The organism is Acidipropionibacterium jensenii, assembly GCF_005890135.1.
In the GTDB taxonomy this organism is placed as follows: domain Bacteria; phylum Actinomycetota; class Actinomycetes; order Propionibacteriales; family Propionibacteriaceae; genus Acidipropionibacterium; species Acidipropionibacterium jensenii.
On the sequence record NZ_CP040635.1, the window covers coordinates 336,745 to 356,916 of the forward strand.

Sequence of the window (20,172 nt, forward strand, 5' to 3'; positions counted from 1 at the left end):
CGACCCGCCATCACGGGACCGGCCAGCATCGGAGGTCACCCCGTGCACCACGACGGTGCCCGGGGTCCTCAGGGCTGTGCCGGTTCCGGCTCGGACGGCGCCGCCGAGCTCGTTGTCGCCGATCCGCCCTCACGAACCGCGGCAACCGACTTGACGACCGCTGCTGCCACCGGAGGGCCGAGCACCATCCCGAGCATCCCTGCGATGGTGCCGCCGACGATGGTGGCGAGCAGCACGACGACCGGGTGGAGGGACAGCGAGCTGCCCAGAGCCCACGAGCCCACAGCGCTCTGAATCGTCCCATTCGACACCAGCAGACTGATGCCGACGATCAGCGCCCCGGTCGGACCGGCAGATCCAAAGGCGATCAGAATTGCGAAGGCCCCGGTGATCCAGGCACCGACATAAGGGATGAAGGAGAGGAAGAAGTAGAGGATCGAGATCGGCAGGATCAGCGGCACCTTCAGGAACAGCAGCGGCAGCAGGAAGATCGGCGCGGTGATGATTGCCGTCAGCGCGGTACCTCTGAAGTACCCCTGCACAGCGGTCTGCGACAGGTCCTTGATCCTCTCGACGAGCACCGGGTCGGTACCCGTCACCCGCGACAGCCACTCGCCGAAGCGCCGGAAATCCTTCAGGACGAAGAACAGGAAGAAGAGACTGAAAAAGGTGCCGATCACCATCGAGACGCCCCCGGAGAGCGTGCTGATGACCAGGCCGAGGATGCCCTCGCCGAGTCGCGGGGCATACCCGTAGGCGGCCTCGCGGATCTGATCGAGAAGGACTGCATCGAGATCGAGACCTCGCGCCCAGCTGACGAAGGCGTTCCAGCCCGTCATCACCTGTTGAGTGATCGCAGGGAGTTGCTGAATGAAGCCGACGACCACCAGCCACACCATGGCGGCCGCGACAAGAACCGCGGAGACCAGGCCGATGACCGCCGCCAGGGCCGAAGGCACCCTGCGGCGTTCGAGCCAAGAGACCCACGGCTCAAGCACGATCCCGAGGATGGCGGCGACCACCAGGGGAACGAGGATCCCGGAGAGTGCGCCAATAGCGGCCGCGACGACCACAATCAGCACGACGATGCCCAGTGCCGACCACGCGGTGACGCCCGCGCGACGAATCCGCTGCGAACGCAAGGGCCCGGTACGCCTGCTCTCCGACATGCTGCACGCTCCCTTGACTCGTCAGCATCACCACATCACTGTGCTTCCACCCGGTTGACACGTTCGCCTCACCCTAGTGGACCGGGGCTGTCGGCCGGGAGATCGCCACTGGTCTCGACCCGGTCCGTCCATTCCCGCCGGTGGTCGGCCGGGATCCCGGGGCGCACTGTCGAGCGGCGATGCACGGTCAGCCCGGGCACGCATCCGGTATGGAGAAGGCCAGCTCACCGGGAACAACACCCGGCCAACCGGCCTCTGATCTACTGGTGGAGCATAGGGGATTCGAACCCCTGACCTTCTCATTGCGAACGAGACGCGCTACCAACTGCGCCAATGCCCCAAGGACCGCGCTCACGCTACCACAGGGGTCTCGCAGCGCCAATCCGGGCTCATGCCGACCGGCGGCGGAGGGCCTCCTCCGGCTGCTGCTCGACGGTCGACCCCTCGACGACCGTGGGGAGATGGGCCCCGACTGCCTGGGGATGCTCGGCGGTCACCGGGGTGCTGGTCTGTCCGGCCACCGGTCCGGGGGCGGACAGGTCGATGGTGCGCACGGTGCGCGCGGCGATCGGCTTGGAGACGTAGGTCGGGGTGGTGACCGGGACGGCGTCCCACAGCGAACCGGAGCCCGCGGAGACCGGCCCGTTCAGCTCGACCGAGTATGCGGTGGGTTCGTTCTCCTCGAGCGTGTGGTCGCTCTCGTGCTGGTGGGACTCCTCGGGAAAGGGGGCCTCTCGGCTCAGCAGCACGGTGTGCTCGTCCCACCCACGGTCGATCTGATCGATCTGCGCGTCGAGCCGGCGGGCCATCCGGACCACCGAGATCCGCGCCACGACGAAGAAGGCCACCACGAGTGCACCGGCGGCGGCAGTGAACCACCAGGACAGCACGGAGGTCAGTGCCAGCACGGCCATCAAGGTGGTGAGAAGCATCAGGACGGCCACCGTCCTGCGACGCCGGACGGCCGCATTGGCCCAGGCCTCGCGGACCTCCTGGCGGGCGTGCGCCCTCGTGAAAGGGGTGGCGACCTCCAGATCGTCCTGGGGCTCCGCCGTATGCGCGCTGATGGTCAGGCCACCGTCGCGCACCACCGACATGGTGTCAGGGAACTCGGTCGCCTCCTCGCTCTCCTCGGCACGGTCGTGGCGACGCATCACGAACCACGGCACAAGGTAGGCGATCCACGCCACGACGAGCACTCCGACGATGATTGCTTCCACGTGGCACACGCTAAAGGTCCCGATGCGCTCCCGTCAGGCTCTTCGCCGGAGTGTCGGACATTTCGCATCACACGGATGTAATTCGGGTGCGCACATCCTATGACGCGTCGGACTGCCACCCGGCAAGCCGATTCAGGTCAGCGGAGAGCCCGGCAGGACGTGCGACGCCAAGTACTCCTGCAGCACGCCGGCCGGACGGTCGTCGCACAGCAGCCGGAACACCCGGTGGTCGGACCACTGCCCGTCGATGTGGAGGTACCGCGGACGCATCCCCTCCTCGACCAGCCCGAGCTTCTCGACGACGCGAAGACTCTTGGCGTTCTCGGGCCTGATGCAGATCTCGATGCGGTGCAGGCGCAGCACCTGGAAGCAGTAGTCGGCGGCCAGTGCCACGGCGGTGGGCACCACTCCGCGGCCGGCATACCGATGACTCACCCAGTAGCCCATCGACGCGCTGAGCGCCGAGCCGTAGGTGATGCTGGAGACCGTCAGCTGACCGATCACCGCGAGTTTCTCCGGGTGCCGGGCCGGGCTGCGGGGCCACCCGTCATCCCAGACGATCGCCCAGGGCAGGGCCACCGGCACCTTCGCCAGCCTGCGGTTGCGGGCCACCATCTGCGGGAAGCTGGGCACCCTCTCCAGGGATCCCGGCGGCCTGGTGGCCTCCCAGGGCTGCAGCCATTCGGCGTCCCGTTGCCTGATCCGGAACCACTCGGGACCGTCCGACCTCACCAGGGGCCGGAGCACCACGGCTCCCGCCCGCAGCACCGTCGGCCAGTGATGGGCCCGCGGGAGGCTCGTGCCGTAGGGCATCTGGAAGGCGCGCTGTGGCAGCGAGTCGGTCATCGTCGGTCAGTCCCGCTCCACGGCCCAGCAGGTCACGGTGTCGCCGACATCGACGCCTTGGCCGGCCGGAATCACGGCGAAGGCGTCGGCCTCGGACAGGTCGACCAGCTCGCGAGCGTCCCCACGTCCCGCGCGTGCCGCGCAGCTGCGACCACCGCGGTCGCGCAGCACCACCGGGACGAACCTCACCGGGGTGTCCGGGCCGGCCAGGATGTCGAGGGCCTCGGCCTCCACGGTCTGGCGCGCCGTCACGGTGATCCCGCCGAGCTTGCGCAGCAGCGGCGCCGCGAAGGCGTGGAAGGACACCAGTGCCGCACCGGGCCCCGGGGGCATCACCATCACCGGGACCAGATCCGGCCCGACCAGGCCGAACCCCTGGGTGGCACCGGGATCCATCGCCACCTGGCAGAAGTCGGTGGCACCCAGATCCGGGAGCAGATCGGCGACCGGATCGCGGCGCGCGGCGGCCGGACGGTTGCTGGTGATCAGCAGCAGATCGGCCCGGATGAGCTGGTCGGTGATTGCCTCGCGCAGCGCCGCGGTGTCGGAGACGTCGGCCTCGACCCGCCAGACGTGGGCGCCGGTCTCGGCGGCGGCCGCGGAGATCAGATGGGCCGTGACGTCCAGCAGGGGGACGCCGTCGTGGCCGGACTTGCCGCCGCCGGTTCCCAGCACCACCACCCGGGGGCGGGGCCGGGCCAGCACCTTGCCGGCACCGGAGTCGGCGAGCAGGGCGATGGTGGCCGGGTGCAGGATCCTCCCTCGGGACACGATGGGGTCTCCCGCGGCGAAGTCCGAACCGGCCAGCCGGCAGCCGCTCCAGGGGTGCACGGCAGCGGTGAGGCTGACCTGGCCGTCTGCGTCCAGGGACTCCTCGGGGACCACGCAGTCGACTCCCGCCGGCAGCGGATCCCCGGCTCTCACGACGACGGCGGTGCCCTGGACGACCGGGCTCGGAGGCCGCCGGTCGACCTGCAGGACCACCGGGTAGGGATTGCCGGCGCGGGTCGTGACTGCCGAGTCCAGGGCGAACCCGTCGATGACCGAGGTGGTGGTGCGCGGCACATCGACCGGAGAGGGGACGTCCTCGCACAGTTCCAGACCGAGGGAGTCGCCGATGCTCAACCCGAAGGGAGCCAGCGGCTTGACCAGGGAGAGCAGGAAGTCGCGGTGGTCCTCCAGGCTGCGCCGACCGTTCTCGTCGTCGTCGGGAGCCCCCGGCAACGCCAGCGGCGCCCCCAGCGGCGTCTCCTCGTCGGTCTTCTTCTTGCGGAACAGCGCCATGGTCCACAGCGTACGGGCTCGACGCCGCCTGAGCGGACAGGCCCTGCCCAGTAGGGTGAGGATCGTGCTGCCGATCCTGATGCCCGACGGCCGCCCGGGCTCCTCCAAGGCCACCTGGCGGGACCTGGGCCGCGCCCGTCGGGCAGCTCTGAGCGATCGCGAGCAGGATCGACGCGACCGCGGCTGGGAGCGCACCGGGTTCCGGGAGGTCCGCCGCACCGGCGCGGGCACCGTCGCGCTGTATCTGTCGCGACCGGGCGAACCCGCCACCGTGGGGCTGGCGGCCAGGCTGGCCGGGGCCGGTCTCACTGTGCTCGCCCCCGTGCTCACCGACGGGGCCGGTCACGGGATCCACGACCCGGCCTGGGCCCGCTTCGACGCCGACCGCCTCCGGGACGGACTGTGGGGAATTCCCGAGCCGGATGGCCCGGTGCTGGGACCCGATGCGCTGATACGGGCGGATCTGGTGATCTGCTCGGCGATCTGGGTGGACCGCAACGGTCACCGGGTCGGGACCGGCGGCGGCTGGTACGACCGGGCCCTTGCGGGCAGCGGGTACCGGTCGGGCGGTGGGCACCGGTTGGACAGCGGGCGCCACCCTGTCGCCCCGGTCTGGGCGATGGTCGACGAGTCCGAGGTGGTCCCCGCTCTCCCCCACGACCGGTGGGACATCCGGGTCGACGCCGCCCTCACCCCCTCCGGGCTGCTTCCCCTGGCGGTGTCGGAGGCAGCGACACCCGCAGAGTGAGGACGCTCGGCCCGGACGTGTCGCCCGCGCGGACAGTGATGCTGAAGGACAGGACGCCCAGGAATAGCGTGGCCGGACCAGACGTTCCGCTCGTGGTCAGGGTGACGCCGGGGCGACGCCCAGCGGTCTCCGTCGGCATCGCCGGGTGGCCGGTTTCGGGCACGCGGCGCAGTCACCTACCATATTAGGGTCGCCCGATCGTGCGATCGGACCGGATCGAGGAGAGCATGCCCACCTATCAGTACCGTTGCACCGAGTGCGGACGCGATCTCGAGGTCGTCCAGCGTTTCAGCGATGCCGCACTCACCACCTGCCCCTCCTGCCGGGGAAAGCTCCGCAAGGTCTTCAGCGCGGTGGGCGTGGTGTTCAAGGGTTCTGGGTTCTACTCGACCGACAATCACACCCACGGGGCCACCGCCGCTGCCGCCCCGGCTCCCGAGCACGAGCACTCCAGCTCGACCGGCACCGCCAGCACCGCGAGCACCACGAAGGCCACCGGGTCGGACGCGACCTCCAGCGCACCGGCGTCGTCCACAGCCCCGGTGGCGGCCAACTGACTCTCGACGCACCTGTGGACAACCGCTGATTTCTCCCGGCGGCCGCTACACGTGGGGGTGTGAGAACACACCCGCACAGTGACTCGTCCACCGTCTCCACAGACCCGTCCGGCAGGCGTCCCGCCCGCGGACGGGCTCTTCACGTCCTCATCGCACGACATCGCCGCGGGCTCGCCGCTCTCCTGCTGGCCGCGGTGGTGTGGCTGATCGCGTCCTCCTCGAGCCCGAGTCCTGAGGCCGAGGTGGCCGTGGTCGCCGCCTCCCGTCAGCTCTCCGGAGGCGCGAGGATCGAGGTTTCCGCCCTCAAGATGGTGCAGATGCCCCGCCGCCTGGTGCCCTCCGGGGCGCTCACCGCAACGTCACGGGCCACCGGACAGACCCTGGTCGCCGATCGCCCGGCCGGCAGTGTGCTCACCTCGGCCGACCTGCTGGGTTCTCCTCGGGCGGGCCCGGGCGGCGCACTGACCGGGATCACGATCTCCGACCCGGCTCTGCTGGCGATGCTCCAGGTCGGTCAGACGGTCAGCGTCGTGGTGGCCGGCGACGGCTCCCGGACCGAGACCCTGGCACCCTCGGCAGTGGTCCGGACCATTCTCACCGGTTCGAGTTCCGGGGCACTGTCGACCACCGCTGACCACTCGATGGTGGTGGTCAGCACCGATCCCGCCAGCGCGGCCAGAATTGCGACCCACGCGTCCAGTCAGGAGATCGGCGTCGTGATCACCTGAACCGGGCCCGGGCGGTTCTCCGGCCTTCCTCCGGTCGCGAAAAACGCGTCCAGAATGAGGAGTTCCTCCGACGGCAGACCTATCCTGCCGTGCTGTTGACGACAGCGTCCGGGACTCACCGGGCGAGTCCAGGACCGGAGGGGTTTATGAAGGGTTTCAAAGATTTCATCATGCGGGGCAATCTCGTCGAGCTTGCCGTCGCGTTCATTCTCGGCGCAGCGTTCGGCGACGTTGTCAAGTCGTTCACGGCGATCATCATGGACCTCATCGGAAAGCTCGGCGGGACGCCGAACTTCTCCACCTTCGTGCCCTGGGGAATCCACATCGGCGCCTTCCTCACCGCTGTGGTGGCCTTCCTCATCCTGGCTTTCGTGATCTACTTCGGCCTGGTCAAGCCCTTCGAGTACGCCAAGTCCAAGCTGGTCACCGACGATCCCGACGACGTTCCCCCGACCACCGAGGAGCTGCTCGCCGACATCCGCGACCTGCTGGCCGCCAAGAATGGCAGCAACTGACCCGACAGGGTCGGCTCGTCGCGCACGAGTCCTGCCAGGTGCCCCCGCTCAGCGTTGGACGCTGTGCGGGGGCACTTCGCGCAACAGCCTCTCCTCCGCCGGGCCGATGATCCTCGGTCCGTGGTGAATCGCGCTCGGCAGCCCGTCCACGCCGAGAAGACGCCTCACCTCGGCCAGCAGCGCCGAGTAGCGGGCGAACTCGAGACCGCTCGCCAGATCGTCGGGAAGCCGGTCCGGCCACACCAGGCGCTCCTGCTGGCAGTGCCGCCGTCTCTCCCCCAGCGCCTGCCGGTCCCAGCCCAGTGAGACCAACCAGTCGGCCACCGAGTCAGCCCGCCAGTCCGGCCGGGCCGGCGGCTCGGGCCGCTCACCGGCGAGCACCGCGGCGATCGCCTGCCAGCACTGGGCTGCCGCCCGCTGCGCGCTCACAGGTTCTCGGGAGTGATCTCGCCGGTGAGGGTGCTGCCGTCGGGCACCGTTGCCGGACCGTTGCCGGCGACCAGATGGGCCTTCCCGGAGACGGTCACCCCTGAACCGAAGGTCCAGTCCCCCGCCACCGCCAGCCGGGCGGCCGCACGCAGCGACGGCGGCTCGGGAATGCGCTTCGAGAAGTCATTGATCTTCTTGTAGAAGTGCTTGTCAAGATCGATCTCGCAGGTGGTGTCGGTGTTCTTCACCAGATGTGCGGAGTCGTCCAGGGAGTAGACGTCACTACGCAGCAGGAGCAACTCGTTGGTCGTCTTGACCGGCAGGAATCGCGACCGGTCCACGCAGATGCAGGTGGCCCCGTCGAATACCTCGATCGCCCCGCCCATCGCCGACTCGATCTGAATCACCGGGGTGGAGTCGGCGTCCTTGGGATCGACCGTCTTCTCATTGCGGATGAGATGGAGACCCAGCACCCCGCGGCGTTCATCGAGAACTCGACGCAGCGCCTCGAGATCGAACCAGAGATTGTTGGTGTGGAAGTAGGGATGGCGGAACTCGTCGGTGAAGTAGGACATCTCCTCGGGAGCCGTCTGGGCGGTGTCGCGCAGAATCAGCTGGCCGTCGGACTTGCGGACCGCCAGGTGCCCGCCCTTCTTGTCATTGATGGTGCGCCGACACAGCTCGGCGGCGTAGGGGGCGCCGGAGGCGGCGAACCAGCCGGCCAGCCTGGCGTCCGGGACAGCGCCGAGGTTGTCTCCGTTGGAGACCGAGGCGTACTTGAACCCCTTGGCCAGCAGCTTGTCGAGCACCCCGGAGCCGAGCAGGGCGGTGTAGAGATCGCCATGTCCGGGCGGGCACCACTCCAGGCTTGGGTCGGCCGGCCACTCCACCGGGGTGAGGTCGTCGGCCCTCAACTTGGGTTCCTCGTTCTGCAGGAAGTCCAGGGGCAGTCCGTCGACGCTCAGCTCCGGGTACCGGGCCAGATGGGCGAGGGTGTCGTCGCGGGTGTTGAAGGAGTTCATGAACAGCAGCGGCAGCCGCGCACCGTAGGTGCGGCGGGCCGCCACCACCTGGTCGACCACGATGTCCAGGAAGGTCTTGCCGTCGCGGACCTCCAGGAGGGACTTCGCCCGGTCCAGGCCCATCGAGGTGCCCAGGCCGCCATTGAGCTTGATGATGACGGTGCGGTCCAGGGCCTGCGCCGCGGCCGCATCGTCAACATCGAGCTCGTCGAGCATCGGGGGGTCCGTGAGGGGACTGATGGTGTCCTCACGGATGAGCCCGGTGCCGCCCTCCTCGAGCTGGTGGTAGTAGGAGGTGAAGACGTCAATGGCGGCCTGGTCGACCCCGGCCTTGGTCATCTTCTGCTGTGCGGCGACAAGTCCTGCTTCGCTCATCATGGTTCCTTCCGGCTGGGCGTCAGGCGTCAGGTCCGATCCTAGAGGCTGGCTGGCGTCTCGCGAGGCCCTACCACTAGGCTGGTCGAGGTCCGTTGCACGGCCATGATGGCCCCGTAGCTCAGGGGATAGAGCAGTGGTTTCCTAAACCATGTGTCGGAGGTTCGAATCCTCTCGGGGCCGCCACCGCGGTACCGCGCGGTCCGTCGAGACTCAGACGGCCGCCGGCACCTTGTTCGCCTCGATGGCGACGGTCCGTCCCTCCTTGGCCGACAGGCCAGCCGCCTCGGCCAGCTGGAGGGCGGCGTACCCGTCGCGCACCGACGGCGAGACGGCCTCACCGGAGGCAGCCGCCTCGATGAAGTGTCCCAGCTCGATCCGGTAGGCGTCCTCGTAGCGGTCCAGGAAGAAGTTCATCACCGCGGACTTCGCCTCGGTCTGGTTCCCCGAGGCCTTGCGCACCGCCGTCTCGGTGAGGTTGTCGGCGCTCAGCATGCCGTCGGCTCCGAAGGCCTCCAGACGCTGGTCGTAGCCGAATGCGCAGCTGCGGGAGTTGACGATGGTGGCCAGCTTGCCGTCGACCGACTTCAGCGTGACCAGGACCTGGTCGAAGTCGCCCTGGGCCTTGATCGCCTCGTCGACATTGGTACCCACCGCGGTCACCTCGGCGATGTCGCCGAGGAAGAACCGCACGGTGTCGAAGTCGTGGATCGTCATGTCCTTGAAGATGCCGCCGGACCCGGCCACGTACTCGGCCGGCGGGGCGGCAGGGTCGCGGGAGACGACGATGAGCTGCTGAAGGTCCCCGACCTCGCCATCGGCGACCCGGTGGTGGATCTCGGCGAAGCTCGGGTCGAAGCGCCTGTTGAAGCCCATCATCACGTGGTCGGCGGCGTCTCCCAGCTCGTCGACGCAGCGCTTGGCCGAGGCCAGGTCGAGAGCGATCGGCTTCTCGCTCATGACCTTCTTGCCGGACTTCACGGCGGCCAGGATGTGGTCCACGTGGAACCGCGTCGGGGATCCGATGATCACCGCGTCGACGTCCGGGGAGGAGAACACCTCCTGGGGGTCCAGGCAGTACTTGACGCCGTACTGCGCCGACAGCTCCTTCGCATTCTTCTCGAAGGGATCACAGACCAGCACCAGCTCGGACTGCGGGTGGTTGGCCACCGCGCGGGCGTGGACGTGGCCGATTCGGCCGGCACCGATGATTGCGATTCGAATCATGATTGAGAACACCTCTCATAGGACATCTGCACTGATGCTGGTCGGTGGCCGCGCCACCGGCGGGATTGTGGTGGTGCCCTGCGAGCAGGACTCACTGTGTCGGCACCGTCACCACGGAAATGTTAACACAATTGAGGGCGGGCCCTCCCATGAAGGGAGAGCCCGCCCTCATCAGCACTGGGGTCGGATCAGGAGTAGCGCTTCTCCATGTATCCCTCGATCTGCTCCAGAGACTTCCCGGAGGTCTCCGGCATGATCTTGAGCAGGACAATGCCGATGACGACATTGAGGACGCCATAGATGGTGTAGGTGAGTCCACCACCGAGGCTGGCCATCATCGAGGGGAAGGTGAAGGTGATGATCGCGTTGACGACCCACATGAAGAAGATCGCCGTGCCGTTCATCACGCCTCGGACGTTGGAGGGGAACATCTCCCCCAGCATCGTCCACACCACGGTGCCATTGGTGGACTGCACGATGAGCATGAAGAGCGCCATCATGGCCAGCACCAGGTAGGCCGTCCAGGCCGGCGGCCGGGTGCCGTCAGCGATATGCGGGGCGATCATGAAGTGGAACACGCCGGCGATCGCCAGCAGCGCCGCGGCGACACCGAAGACGTCGAAGATGAGGATCTGACGACGGCGGAACCGCAGGATCAGCCACAGGCCCAGGGCCGAGCCGATCACCGACATCACGCCATTGGCCACCTGGGCGGTGATCGAGGCGGAGGTCGTCATGCCGGCGTACTCCAGCACCTTCGGGGCGTAGTACATGATCGTGTTGACACCGGTGGTCTGGTTGACGATCGCCAGGAAGATGCCCATGAACAGCAGCTTGCGGAGCCATGGCGTCTGCCACACGTGCTTGAAGGTGCCTCTGGCCCCGGCCTCCTCGCGCTCATGGTGACGAGTCTCCAGCATCTCGGTGACCTCGTCCTCCAGGGACCCGTCCTTCTCAGGATTGCGGACCCGCTTGAGGGAGCCGATCGCCTCGCGGATGCGACCCTTGACGAGATACCACCGGGCCGACTCCGGCATCAGCCGGATGCCGATCCACAGCGCGATGGCCGGGATCGTGCAGAGCACCAGCATCCACCGCCAGGCGGCGCCGTTGCCCGCGCTGACCACCAGGTTGTTGACGAAGGCGTGGAACTGCGCGTCGTCCATCGGGCCGCCCTTGCTGGCCTGCAGGGCGAGGACCGAGTCCCAGGACCGCTGGCCGAGGCCGATGCCGTGATGGTCGGCGTTGTGGTTGGCGGTCACCGTGATCTGCGGTCCGCCGTGCGCCGCGTTGATGACGGCGTTCATCGTGAAGGCCAGCAGCTGGCCGGTGACGATCATCAGCTGGTCGATCGCCACGATCGACCCTCGAATGCGTTTGGGGGCCGTCTCGGCCAGGTACACCGGCACGGTGGCGGAGGCGCCGCCGACGGCGAAGCCGAGGATGAACCGGAACGGGCTCATCACGGCCACGCTGGGCGCGAAGGTGGTGCCGATGGCTCCGAACAGGAACAGCACGGCGAGGATCGTGATGTTGTGACGTCGTCCCCAGCGGTCCGACATGGTCCCGCCGAGCACCGCGCCGAAGGCCGCACCGATCAGCAGAACGCCGCCGATCAGGCCCTCCTCGACCGGGTTCAACGCAAGGCCGCCGGCACCGTGCGGCATGTACATGTAGGGCAGTGCACCGGAGATGACACCGGTGTCATAGCCGAAGAGCAGAGAACCCAGGGTGGCCACCCCGGCCACCGCCAGAATGCCGCGATGCTTACCGGAGGCCGGAGTCCCGGCCACCATTTCTGCGATGTCGGGCTCATCGGTCCCGGGGACGGGACGTGTCGTGTCCATGGTCATGACTCCAACCTCACTCGTCGCGGCCGGTCGGCAGGGACACCGGACGCGCCGCCGCCTGAACGCGGTCCGCGATGCAGGCGTCGACGCTGCGGTCGATCCCGGGGAATAGCTCCTGGAGACCCTGGCGGGCCCCGGTGCGCACGCTGCCCACCGGTCCGCGGGAGGGAACTCCCGAGCCGATGGCCTTCTTCTCAGTCATAACGCTCCTTGCTCAGTCCCGCGGCCCTCATTGGCCGCGGACGGTGCCCCAGTGCACCGGCACAACGATGGTGCCATATGTCATCCGGAAAGTGATAAACGTACTGACATGAAAAAACGATTCGACCGGGAGACTGGCGACCGGGTGAACGGATTTCCGGCCGAGTCGAATCGTTACGACCGCGGGGACCCGGTCGTTGAACGGGTCACCAGCACCGCGGGCACCGTCACCGCCCGCTCGGCCCCGGGCCGCACCGGACCGCCGGCCTCCACCCGGGTCCGCAGCGCCCTCGCCGCCAGCCGCGCCAGCAGGGTGACGTCCTGTCGGACCGTGGTGAGGGCCGTGGTGGGATCGCTGGCCACCGGCGCGTCGTCGAAGCCGACCACGCTGATGTCGTCGGGGACCCGCACCCCGACCATCCGCAACTGCCGGACCAGGCCCGCAGCGCACATGTCGTTGAAACAGGTGACCGCGGTCGGCGCGGGGGCCATCGCCCACAGCGCGTGGCCGGCCAGCACCCCGGCCTCGATCGTCGACCCGCCGGGCAGCACGCGGATCTCCCCCGCCAGCCCGTGGCGGGTCATCGCCTCCACGTACCCCTGCTCCCTGGCATCGGCCATCGGCTGACCCGATCCGCCGACATGGACGATCCGGCGGTGCCCCAGGGAGACCAAGGCATCCACCGCCCCGGCGACCCCCGAGCGCGAGTCGCAGGCGACGACGTCGACACCCCCAAGTGCCACCTGTCGACACAGACTCAGCACCGGCAGGCGCCTCGCCACCGCGGCGATCTCCTGGTCGCTGAGTCCAGAACCGGTGAGCACCATCGCCTCGCAACCCTCGCGCGTGAGGTCCTCGATGCACATCTGCTCGGTGTGATGGGCGGTCGCCCCGGCCAGGATCACCTCGAGGTGCTCGCCGGACAGCCCCACGTAGAGGGCGTCGAGCAGATGCGCCTGGAAGGACTGCTCGACCTCGTAGACCACCCCCACCGACCGGGAGTGGAATCGGCGCAGTCCCGAGGCTCTGCGGTCTGGCCGCCAGCCGAGCCGGTCGGCGGCGTCGATGACCCGCCTGCGGGTCGCCTCGGAGACCTTCCCGCCGCCCGACAGAGCCACCGAGACGGTGGACGTCGAGGTGCCGGCCAGTCTCGCGACGTCGCGAATCGTGACCCTGTGCGGTGTTCGCCCCTGTGCGCCATCCACGTCGGGTGATGCTACCGCCAGCGGCAACGTCAGAAGCTGCGAGTTATTTGTCAGAACAAATTCTTCGCCGTGGGCATAGACGTGCCCCGGGTACTTGCCCGGCACGGTGTCATCCCGTATCGTCTTCCTTGTCAGGTCATGAACCTGACCCTTCCCGGAATCCCGGGGAGCGCACGAAGCCGTGCTGAGCACGGCTTTCAGCCGTGCCCGGCACTCCGATCATGGAAGCAGGCACGCACATGACCACCATTTCTCTGAACAAGTCCCTCGCGTCCAGGGGAGCTGCCTCTCGGCACTCCGTCTCCCGTCACGCCGACACTGACAGGTTCCAGCTGCCCATCGTCGCGGTCGTTCTCGTGGCCGTCTCGGTGATCGTCGCCCTCACCGGTCTGGTGATCTCCTCCGATGTGGCCGTCATCCTCGGCGGGTTCCTGGCAGTGGCCTCCTCCTTCGCGCTGGTCGCCTCGACCCTGCGCAAGGCGGTGCTGGCCCAGAACTGACCATCACAGCGGAACCGGTCGCACCCTGAGGTGCGACCCTGGCAGAGACGCAACGGAGAGTCTCACACAGCCTGCGACTCACATCGAGTCGAGACGAATCCGTCAGCACGAAGGGGCCCGTCCTGGGGACGGGCCCCTTCCATGTCCCCGGCCGCTGCCATCTCCCCGAAGGTCCTGGGGACCAGACCGGCGGGACCCCCGGGCAGTCTCTGCCCGGGGGTCCCGCCGGTCCACACGCCTGGTCGACCAGGCCTGGTCGAACAAGGCTCAGAAGAACCGCCTCTGCCGGGTGATCTCGCCGGCGTACTGCCGGTAGGCCTCCTGGGTCGACTCCAGCCGGGACTGCGAGGTGACCGGGACGTCCCACCAGCCGGTGGAGGGCGGGTTGGGGCCGTACAGGTCGGTCTCGATGTGGATCATCGTCGCCCGGTCGGAGGCGTGGGCCTTCTGGTAGGCCTGACGGAACTCCTCGATGCCGTGCACCTCGAGGACGTCCAGCCCCCAGGAGCGGGCATTGGCCGCGATGTCGACCGGCAGCCGCAGCGACGGGTCGTCGCCGCGGACATGGCCCTCGCCGTCGTCGTCGCGACGGTACTTGGTGCCGAACCGCTGGGACCCGTGGGACTCCGACAGCGCTCCGATCGAGGAGTAGCCGTAGTTCTGCAGCAGCACGAAGATCGCCTTGCGACCCTCCTGGACCAGGGTCGCCAGCTCCATCGGCAGCATCTGGTAGGTGCCGTCGCCGACGATCGCCACCACCTCGGACTCGGGCCGGGCCATCTTGACGCCCAGGGCGGCCGGGATCTCGTATCCCATGCAGGAGAAGGCGTACTCGACGTGGTACTGGACCGGGGTGCTGGCCCGCCACAGGCACTGCAGGTCGCCGGGCATCGAGCCGGCGGCGTTGATCATGATGTCCTCGTCGCCCATCATCTCGTTGAGGGCGCCGAAGACCTCGGTCTGGGCCGGCAGCGGACCGTGATCCGCGTGGTAGCAGGCGTCGGTGGCCTTCTGCCAGGCAGCCACCTCAGTGCGGGTCTTGTCCGTCCACTGCTGGCTCACGTGGAAGTCGGCGAGTGCGGCGGTCAGCGCGCTGAGTGCCTCCCGGGCATCGGCGAGGACCATCTCGGCACCCTGCTTGACGGCGTCGAAGGCGGCGACGTTGATGTTGACGAAGCGCACCTGCGGGTTTCCGAAGACCGTCTGGGAGCCGGTGGTGAAGTCGGAGTACCGGGTGCCGATGCCGATCACCAGATCGGCCTCGGCCGCCAGCGCGTTCGCCGATCCGGCGCCGGTGGCCCCCAGACCGCCGACGGCGGCCGGGTGGTCCCAGTTGATGGCTCCCTTGCCGGCCTGGGTGTCGGCGACCGGGATGCCGGTGGCGGTGGCCAGCTCCCGAAGCTGCTCGGAGGCCTGGGAGTAGATGGTGCCACCGCCGGAGACGATGAGCGGCTTGGCGGCGCCCTTGATGGCGCTGACCGCCCGGGCCAGGGCGGAGGGAGCGGGGACCTGGCGGTCCATGTGCCACACCTTCTTGGCGAAGAAGGACAGCGGCCAGTCGTAGACCTCGGCCTGGACGTCCTCGGGCAGGCAGACCACGGCCGCACCGGTCTCGACCGGGTCGGTGAGCACCCGCATCGCCCCGGGCAGGCTCACCATCAGCTGTTCGGGCCGGTTGACCCGGTCCCAGAACTTCGAGACCGGCTTGAAGGCGTCGTTGCAGCTGATGTCGGGGTCCCTGGAGTCCTCCAGCTGCTGCAGCACCGGGTTGGGCGCCCGGTTGGCGAAGATGTCGGAGGGGAAGAGCAGCACCGGGATCCGATTGGTGGTGGCCAGCGCGGCCCCGGTGACCATGTTGAGGGAGCCCGGGCCGATCGAGGCGGTGGCGGCCAGGGTCTGCAGCCGGTCCATGGTGCGGGCATAGGCGGTCGCCGCGTGGACGATGCCCTGCTCGTTGCGACCGTGCCAGTACTCCAGGCGGCCCTCCTCCGGGTCGGGGCTCACCTCGTTCTGCAGCAGGGCCTGGCCGAGTCCGGCCACGTTGCCGTGGCCGAAGATGCCGAAGATACCGGGCACGAAGCGGCGTTCGACGCCGTCCCGCTCGCTGTACTGGTGGGTGAGGTACCGGACGATCGCCTGTCCGACGCTCAGCCGGATAGTGGGTTCAGCCATCTCTCTGGACTCCTTCTTGGGGTCAGTTCTTGGGGTCAGCCTGGATGTCGTCGACGTTCTCGTCGACCTGGTAGGGAAGGCGCGGGTCCATCGTCCCGGTCTCGTAGGTGCCGCGCAGCCACGTGTACTCGGGGTCGTCCACCGACTTCCACTCGGCTCCGCCGGGGCCCGCCATCACATTGAGGTAGTACAGGTCGTACCCGGGAGCGGCCGCGCAGGGGCCGTGCCAGCCGTGCGGCACCAGGGCGACGTCGCCGGTGCCGATCTTGGCGGCGACGCTGATCGGGCGGTCCGCGGTCCCGTAGGTGGCGTGCAGCGCCATCCCGGGGCCGTACTCGTTGCCCTTGATCTGGAAGTAGTAGATCTCCTCCAGCTCGTGCTCGTCGGGCCCCTCCTCGTCGTGCTTGTGGGGCGGGTAGGAGGACCAGCAGCCACCGGGGGTGATGACCTCCACGACCAGCAGTCGCGAGGTGTGCAGGGCATTGCCGACCGAGTAGCTGGAGGCCTGCCGGCACAGGTAGTCGGCTCCCCGCAGCTCCACGGTGACCTCGTCGACCGGGCAGTAGCGGGGTTCCAGGTCCTCGGAGGCCAGCGCATAGGGCAGCCCGACCCGGCCGCCGCTGACGGCGGTGACCACCGCGGTGGTCCCGCGCGGCAGGAAGAAGTAGTCGGTGACCTGGCCCCAGATGGTGCGTCGGCCGGCGAGCTCGGTGGTCCTGCCGTCGACCTCGACTCTCCAGGACCCCTCCAGCGGCAGCACCAGGTACTCGTACTCCCCGGTCTCCACGGTGGTCGAGGAGCCGGCCGCCAGGGTCGCGACTCTCAGCCCCGAGTAGGTCCAGCCGGCCCGCTGCGGGGAGACGTCGACCTCGAACTCGTCGTGGCCGGCGGTGCCCGCCGGCAGAACGTAGTCACTCATCTGTGTCAGACCTCCAATAGTGTGACGGCGTTGTCCACGGCGGAGGCGACGTCGCCGTCCGCCGGGTAGAGCATTGATCGGCCCAGGACCAGACCCTGGACGGTGGAGGGGGCCAGTGCCCTGGCCCACATCCGGCGGGTCGCCTCGACATCGTCGGACAGTTCCCCGCCCAGCAGCAGGATCGGCATCGAGGAGGCCCGGGCGACCTCCTCCATCCCCTCGACGGCCGGCAGTTTCAGCCAGGTCCATGTCGAGTCGGCGGCCAGTCCGGCGGTCATCGCGACCGACTTCACGACCGCCTGGGTCGACAGGTCGTTGACCACCTTCCCGGTGGCGTCCCGGCGCGAGATGAAGGGCTCGACCATCGCGATCCGACCGGCCCTGGCCAGCGCGTCGATGCTGCTCGCGCAGGCCGCCACGGTGTCGGAGGTCGAGGAGTCCTCGAAGTCGTAGCGCATCAGCATCTTGCCGCCGGCGAGGTCCTGGCCGATGACCCCGTCGACGTCGTAGCCGGTCATCCGGTCGTCGATCTCGAAGCTGGCCCCGCGCAGTCCGCCGCGGTTCATCGAGCCGAAGACCACCTTGCCCTCCAGGGCACCGAGGTTGGCCAGGTCCTGGACCATGTCGCTGGTGCCCAGGAATCCGTTGACCCCGGGTCGCGACAGGGCGGTGACGCACCGTTCCAGCAGGGACTCCCGGTCGGCCATCGCGTACTCGTCGGCGCCGACCCGCAGCGCTCCGCGGGCCGGGTGGTCGGCGGCGATCACCATCAGCGGCTCCCCGCCGTGCCAGCGGGGCCGCTCGCGGTCGATGACCCTGGCCTGGAACCCGCGGGGGTCCTTCACGCGGCGCTCGACGAGGCTGTCGATCAGCGGTGTGGTGCTCATCGTGACTCCTGGGTGGCCGTGATGTCGATGTGGCGGGCCATCATCGAGAACAGTTCGGGTTCGGTCGGCATCGCGGTGGAGCACTCCAGCCGGGTGGCGACCAGGGCCCCGGCGCTGGAGGCGGCGCGGATCGTGTCGGCCAGCGACCAGCCCTCCAGCAGTCCGTGGCACAGGCTGCCGCCGAAGGCATCCCCGGCTCCCAGCCCGTTGGTCACCTCGATCGGGGTGGGCGGGACGACGACCCGTTCGGTGCGGGTCATCGCCAGGGTCCCCTTGGGCCCCTGCTTGACCACCGCGAGCTGCACCCCGGCGTCCAGCAGGGCCTCGGCGGCCCTGGTCGGGTCGGTCTCGCCGACGGCGACCTCGCACTCCTCGCGGTTTCCGACCGCCACGGTGACCTTCGGCAGGATCTCGGCGACCGCCTCGTGGGCCTGCTGCGGGGAGTCCCAGAAGCTGTCGCGGTAGTCGAGGTCGAGGATGGTGTGCTCGGCCCTGTCACGGATGTCGAGGGCGTGGTGGTGGGCGGCGCGACTGGGCTCCTGGCACAGCCCGGTGACCGTCAACCAGAGGATCCTGGCGTCGCGGACCTGCTGCTCGGGGATGTCAGCCGGGGTGATCTTGAGATCGGGCGCGCTGGGGAACCGGTAGAAGTACAGCGGGAAGTCGTCGGGCGGGAAGATCTCGCAGAAGGTCACCGGGGTGGGGATCTCGCGGACGGTCTTGACATAGGTGGAGAAGACCCCGAGGCGGGCCATCTCCTGCCGGCAGAAGTTGCCGAAGGGGTCGTCGCCGACCGCGGTGATCACCGCGCAGGCGTGCCGCATCCGGGCGGTCGCCACCGCGACATTGGTGGGACTGCCGCCGAGGAACTTGCCGAAGGAGGTGACCTCCTCCAGCCCGACGCCGTGCTGCAACGGGTAGATGTCGACGCCGATCCGTCCCATCGTCAGGACGTCAAGGGAACGCGATCCGGGGGCAATCATGTGAGCTCCACTTCTCTGGGGTGGCTACGCAGGCCAACGGTAGCAGCACCGCACCTATTGTCAATACAAATACCCGGGCTGCCGACAGAGGACGCGACCGCACCGCCCGCGGGGGCCGCGCACGGACCGACCGAGGGAAGTGCCCCGGTATTTGACAGGACAATTGGAAGGCAGTGTAATGGGGTCTGTCAGCGACGACGATGACGAGCTGACCCCAGGTATCCAGCACAGGAGCTGATCATCCAATGACCGAATACACCCCCGGGCCTCTCCTCCAGGTGGCGCAGCACACCTCGACCGCCCTGTGGAACGACTCCGCGGACCTCGAGGAGCTCACCCAGTCGATCTCCTTCGGCGGCGTCGGCGCCACCTGCAACCCGCAGATCGCCTACGGCACCATCAAGAAGCACCTCGACGTGTGGGCGCCGCGGATCCGCGAGATCGCCAAGGCCCACCCGACCTGGGGCGAGGCCGAGGTCGGCTGGCAGGCCGTCAAGGACATGTCCGTGGAGGCCGCCGCCCTGCTCGAGCCGATCTTCAAGGAGCAGCACGGACACAACGGCCGGCTGTCCATCCAGACCGACCCCCGCCTGCACAACGACGCCAAGGCCCTGGCCGACCAGGCCGAGTCCTTCAGCCAGATGGCTCCCAACATCATCGTCAAGGTGCCGGCCACCAGCGTCGGCGTCAAGGCCATCGAGGACGCCACCTACCGCGGCGTCTCCATCAATGTCACGGTGTCCTTCTCGGTCCCCCAGGCGGTGCGCACCGCCGAGGCCATCCAGCGCGGTCTGGACCGCCGGGTCGCCGACGGCAAGCCGATCGACGAGATGGGCCCGGTGGTGACCATCATGGGCGGTCGTCTCGACGACTGGCTGAAGATCGTCGCCTCCCGCGAGCAGCTGTTCATCGACCCGGGCGCCCTGGAGTGGGGCGGTATCGCCGCGATCAAGCACGCCTACCAGATCTTCCAGGAGCGCGGGTTCCAGGCTCGGGTCCTGGTGGCCGCCTACCGCAACGTCCTGCAGTACTCCGAGCTGACCGGTGGCGACCTCGTGCTGTCCCCGCCCTTCGCCTGGGCCAAGCGGGTCAACGACTCCGGCTACACCCCGGACTTCGACGCCATCAGCAAGCCGGTTCCCCAGCACCACCTCGACGCCCTGATGAAGATGCCCGAGTTCCGTCGCGCCTACGATCCCGACGGCATGACCGTCGAGGAGTTCGACACCTTCGGGCCGACGGTGCGCACCCTGCGCGGGTTCCTCAAGGCCGACTGCGACCTCGAGACCCTGGTCAAGGACATCGTGATGCCCGAGCCGTGATCCACCCCGGCT

General features: G+C 68.6%; 20 protein-coding genes and 2 tRNA genes. 7 read left to right on the forward strand and 15 right to left on the reverse strand.

Annotation, left to right across the window (positions count from 1 at the left end; all coding sequences use genetic code 11):
• Nucleotides 1–68: 68 nt before the first annotated feature.
• The 5 genes from FEZ32_RS01575 to FEZ32_RS01595 form a co-directional block, all read right to left on the reverse strand.
• Nucleotides 69–1,169 carry an AI-2E family transporter gene (locus tag FEZ32_RS01575; RefSeq protein WP_138679735.1) on the reverse strand — a complete coding sequence of 367 codons (1,101 nt, stop codon included), beginning with the start codon at nucleotides 1,167–1,169 and terminating at the stop codon, nucleotides 69–71.
• Nucleotides 1,170–1,433: 264 nt separating this feature from the next.
• A tRNA-Ala gene (locus tag FEZ32_RS01580) sits at nucleotides 1,434–1,509 on the reverse strand.
• Between the two features lie 49 nt (nucleotides 1,510–1,558).
• The gene (locus FEZ32_RS13760) at nucleotides 1,559–2,389 is read right to left on the reverse strand and encodes a hypothetical protein (protein WP_236082459.1); all 831 of its coding nucleotides are present in this window, start codon (nucleotides 2,387–2,389) and stop codon (nucleotides 1,559–1,561) included.
• A gap of 132 nt (nucleotides 2,390–2,521) precedes the next feature.
• A complete protein-coding gene (locus FEZ32_RS01590) occupies nucleotides 2,522–3,154 on the reverse strand; it encodes a GNAT family N-acetyltransferase (RefSeq protein ID WP_028703482.1) in 633 nt (210 codons plus the stop codon).
• 87 nt (nucleotides 3,155–3,241) lie between these two features.
• Entirely contained in the window at nucleotides 3,242–4,519 is a 1,278-nt protein-coding gene (locus FEZ32_RS01595) for a molybdopterin molybdotransferase MoeA (protein WP_028703481.1), read from the reverse strand.
• A gap of 79 nt (nucleotides 4,520–4,598) precedes the next feature.
• Between FEZ32_RS01595 and FEZ32_RS01600 the strand changes: the two genes are divergently transcribed.
• From FEZ32_RS01600 to mscL, 4 genes are all read left to right on the forward strand, one after another.
• Nucleotides 4,599–5,267 carry a 5-formyltetrahydrofolate cyclo-ligase gene (locus FEZ32_RS01600; protein WP_051238492.1) on the forward strand — a complete coding sequence of 223 codons (669 nt, stop codon included), beginning with the start codon at nucleotides 4,599–4,601 and terminating at the stop codon, nucleotides 5,265–5,267.
• 227 nt (nucleotides 5,268–5,494) lie between these two features.
• Nucleotides 5,495–5,824 carry an FmdB family zinc ribbon protein gene (locus FEZ32_RS01605; RefSeq protein ID WP_028703480.1) on the forward strand — a complete coding sequence of 110 codons (330 nt, stop codon included), beginning with the start codon at nucleotides 5,495–5,497 and terminating at the stop codon, nucleotides 5,822–5,824.
• Between the two features lie 59 nt (nucleotides 5,825–5,883).
• Nucleotides 5,884–6,552: an SAF domain-containing protein gene (locus tag FEZ32_RS01610; RefSeq protein ID WP_138679736.1), complete on the forward strand. Its 669-nt coding sequence runs from the start codon at nucleotides 5,884–5,886 to the stop codon at nucleotides 6,550–6,552.
• A gap of 146 nt (nucleotides 6,553–6,698) precedes the next feature.
• Entirely contained in the window at nucleotides 6,699–7,067 is a 369-nt protein-coding gene (gene mscL / locus FEZ32_RS01615; RefSeq protein WP_028703478.1) for a large conductance mechanosensitive channel protein MscL, read from the forward strand.
• A gap of 48 nt (nucleotides 7,068–7,115) precedes the next feature.
• Here the strand turns inward: mscL and FEZ32_RS01620 are convergent, their stop codons facing one another.
• On the reverse strand, nucleotides 7,116–7,496 hold the full coding sequence (locus FEZ32_RS01620) for a hypothetical protein (protein WP_138679737.1): 381 nt from the start codon (nucleotides 7,494–7,496) through the stop codon (nucleotides 7,116–7,118).
• Nucleotides 7,493–8,893, reverse strand: a complete 1,401-nt coding sequence (locus FEZ32_RS01625) for a UTP--glucose-1-phosphate uridylyltransferase (protein ID WP_138680810.1) — start codon at nucleotides 8,891–8,893, stop codon at nucleotides 7,493–7,495. The genes FEZ32_RS01620 and FEZ32_RS01625 overlap by 4 nt, the downstream gene beginning before the upstream one ends.
• 110 nt (nucleotides 8,894–9,003) lie before the next feature.
• Between FEZ32_RS01625 and FEZ32_RS01630 the strand changes: the two genes are divergently transcribed.
• Nucleotides 9,004–9,079 (forward strand) — tRNA-Arg (locus FEZ32_RS01630).
• 27 nt (nucleotides 9,080–9,106) lie between these two features.
• On the opposite strand, the gene iolG is transcribed toward FEZ32_RS01630, so the two are convergent.
• The 4 genes from iolG to FEZ32_RS01650 form a co-directional block, all read right to left on the reverse strand.
• The gene (gene iolG, locus FEZ32_RS01635) at nucleotides 9,107–10,120 is read right to left on the reverse strand and encodes an inositol 2-dehydrogenase (protein WP_138679738.1); all 1,014 of its coding nucleotides are present in this window, start codon (nucleotides 10,118–10,120) and stop codon (nucleotides 9,107–9,109) included.
• Between the two features lie 188 nt (nucleotides 10,121–10,308).
• A complete protein-coding gene (locus FEZ32_RS01640) occupies nucleotides 10,309–11,916 on the reverse strand; it encodes an MFS transporter (protein WP_138680811.1) in 1,608 nt (535 codons plus the stop codon).
• Nucleotides 11,917–11,983: 67 nt separating this feature from the next.
• Complete coding sequence (locus FEZ32_RS01645; RefSeq protein ID WP_138679739.1) at nucleotides 11,984–12,172, reverse strand: hypothetical protein; 189 nt, start codon at nucleotides 12,170–12,172, stop codon at nucleotides 11,984–11,986.
• A 173-nt stretch (nucleotides 12,173–12,345) separates the two neighbouring features.
• A complete protein-coding gene (locus tag FEZ32_RS01650; RefSeq protein ID WP_138679740.1) occupies nucleotides 12,346–13,377 on the reverse strand; it encodes a LacI family DNA-binding transcriptional regulator in 1,032 nt (343 codons plus the stop codon).
• A gap of 239 nt (nucleotides 13,378–13,616) precedes the next feature.
• On the opposite strand from FEZ32_RS01650, the gene FEZ32_RS01655 reads away from it, so the two are divergent.
• On the forward strand, nucleotides 13,617–13,877 hold the full coding sequence (locus FEZ32_RS01655) for a hypothetical protein (protein ID WP_028703472.1): 261 nt from the start codon (nucleotides 13,617–13,619) through the stop codon (nucleotides 13,875–13,877).
• A 267-nt stretch (nucleotides 13,878–14,144) separates the two neighbouring features.
• Here FEZ32_RS01655 and iolD read toward each other — a convergent pair whose 3' ends face one another.
• The 4 genes from iolD to iolC are packed head-to-tail and all read right to left on the reverse strand — an operon-like array spanning nucleotide 14,145 to nucleotide 18,838.
• The gene (gene iolD / locus FEZ32_RS01660) at nucleotides 14,145–16,049 is read right to left on the reverse strand and encodes a 3D-(3,5/4)-trihydroxycyclohexane-1,2-dione acylhydrolase (decyclizing) (RefSeq protein WP_138679741.1); all 1,905 of its coding nucleotides are present in this window, start codon (nucleotides 16,047–16,049) and stop codon (nucleotides 14,145–14,147) included.
• A gap of 22 nt (nucleotides 16,050–16,071) precedes the next feature.
• Nucleotides 16,072–16,968, reverse strand: coding sequence for a 5-deoxy-glucuronate isomerase (gene iolB, locus FEZ32_RS01665; RefSeq protein WP_028703470.1), 897 nt, complete (start codon nucleotides 16,966–16,968; stop codon nucleotides 16,072–16,074).
• Nucleotides 16,969–16,973: 5 nt separating this feature from the next.
• The gene (locus FEZ32_RS01670; RefSeq protein WP_028703469.1) at nucleotides 16,974–17,855 is read right to left on the reverse strand and encodes a Cgl0159 family (beta/alpha)8-fold protein; all 882 of its coding nucleotides are present in this window, start codon (nucleotides 17,853–17,855) and stop codon (nucleotides 16,974–16,976) included.
• Nucleotides 17,852–18,838 carry a 5-dehydro-2-deoxygluconokinase gene (gene iolC, locus FEZ32_RS01675; RefSeq protein ID WP_138679742.1) on the reverse strand — a complete coding sequence of 329 codons (987 nt, stop codon included), beginning with the start codon at nucleotides 18,836–18,838 and terminating at the stop codon, nucleotides 17,852–17,854. Before iolC ends, FEZ32_RS01670 begins: the two co-directional genes overlap by 4 nt.
• Nucleotides 18,839–19,083: 245 nt before the next feature.
• Between iolC and FEZ32_RS01680 the strand changes: the two genes are divergently transcribed.
• Entirely contained in the window at nucleotides 19,084–20,160 is a 1,077-nt protein-coding gene (locus FEZ32_RS01680; RefSeq protein ID WP_028703467.1) for a transaldolase family protein, read from the forward strand.
• The last annotated feature ends 12 nt before the right edge of the window (nucleotides 20,161–20,172 follow it).

Excerpts from the sequence above, each read along its gene's own strand:
- FEZ32_RS01575 (WP_138679735.1), bottom strand. The coding sequence starts at position 1,169 with ATGTCGGAGAGCAGGCGTACCGGGCCCTTGCGTTCGCAGCGGATTCGT.
- FEZ32_RS01595 (WP_028703481.1), bottom strand. The coding sequence starts at position 4,519 with ATGGCGCTGTTCCGCAAGAAGAAGACCGACGAGGAGACGCCGCTGGGG.
- FEZ32_RS01600 (WP_051238492.1), top strand. The coding sequence starts at position 4,599 with ATGCCCGACGGCCGCCCGGGCTCCTCCAAGGCCACCTGGCGGGACCTG.
- FEZ32_RS01605 (WP_028703480.1), top strand. The coding sequence starts at position 5,495 with ATGCCCACCTATCAGTACCGTTGCACCGAGTGCGGACGCGATCTCGAG.
- mscL (WP_028703478.1), top strand. The coding sequence starts at position 6,699 with ATGAAGGGTTTCAAAGATTTCATCATGCGGGGCAATCTCGTCGAGCTT.
- FEZ32_RS01625 (WP_138680810.1), bottom strand. The coding sequence starts at position 8,893 with ATGAGCGAAGCAGGACTTGTCGCCGCACAGCAGAAGATGACCAAGGCC.
- iolG (WP_138679738.1), bottom strand. The coding sequence starts at position 10,120 with ATGATTCGAATCGCAATCATCGGTGCCGGCCGAATCGGCCACGTCCAC.
- FEZ32_RS01640 (WP_138680811.1), bottom strand. The coding sequence starts at position 11,916 with ATGGTGGCCGGGACTCCGGCCTCCGGTAAGCATCGCGGCATTCTGGCG.
- FEZ32_RS01645 (WP_138679739.1), bottom strand. The coding sequence starts at position 12,172 with ATGACTGAGAAGAAGGCCATCGGCTCGGGAGTTCCCTCCCGCGGACCG.
- FEZ32_RS01655 (WP_028703472.1), top strand. The coding sequence starts at position 13,617 with ATGACCACCATTTCTCTGAACAAGTCCCTCGCGTCCAGGGGAGCTGCC.
- iolD (WP_138679741.1), bottom strand. The coding sequence starts at position 16,049 with ATGGCTGAACCCACTATCCGGCTGAGCGTCGGACAGGCGATCGTCCGG.
- iolB (WP_028703470.1), bottom strand. The coding sequence starts at position 16,968 with ATGAGTGACTACGTTCTGCCGGCGGGCACCGCCGGCCACGACGAGTTC.
- FEZ32_RS01670 (WP_028703469.1), bottom strand. The coding sequence starts at position 17,855 with ATGAGCACCACACCGCTGATCGACAGCCTCGTCGAGCGCCGCGTGAAG.
- iolC (WP_138679742.1), bottom strand. The coding sequence starts at position 18,838 with ATGATTGCCCCCGGATCGCGTTCCCTTGACGTCCTGACGATGGGACGG.
- FEZ32_RS01680 (WP_028703467.1), top strand. The coding sequence starts at position 19,084 with ATGACCGAATACACCCCCGGGCCTCTCCTCCAGGTGGCGCAGCACACC.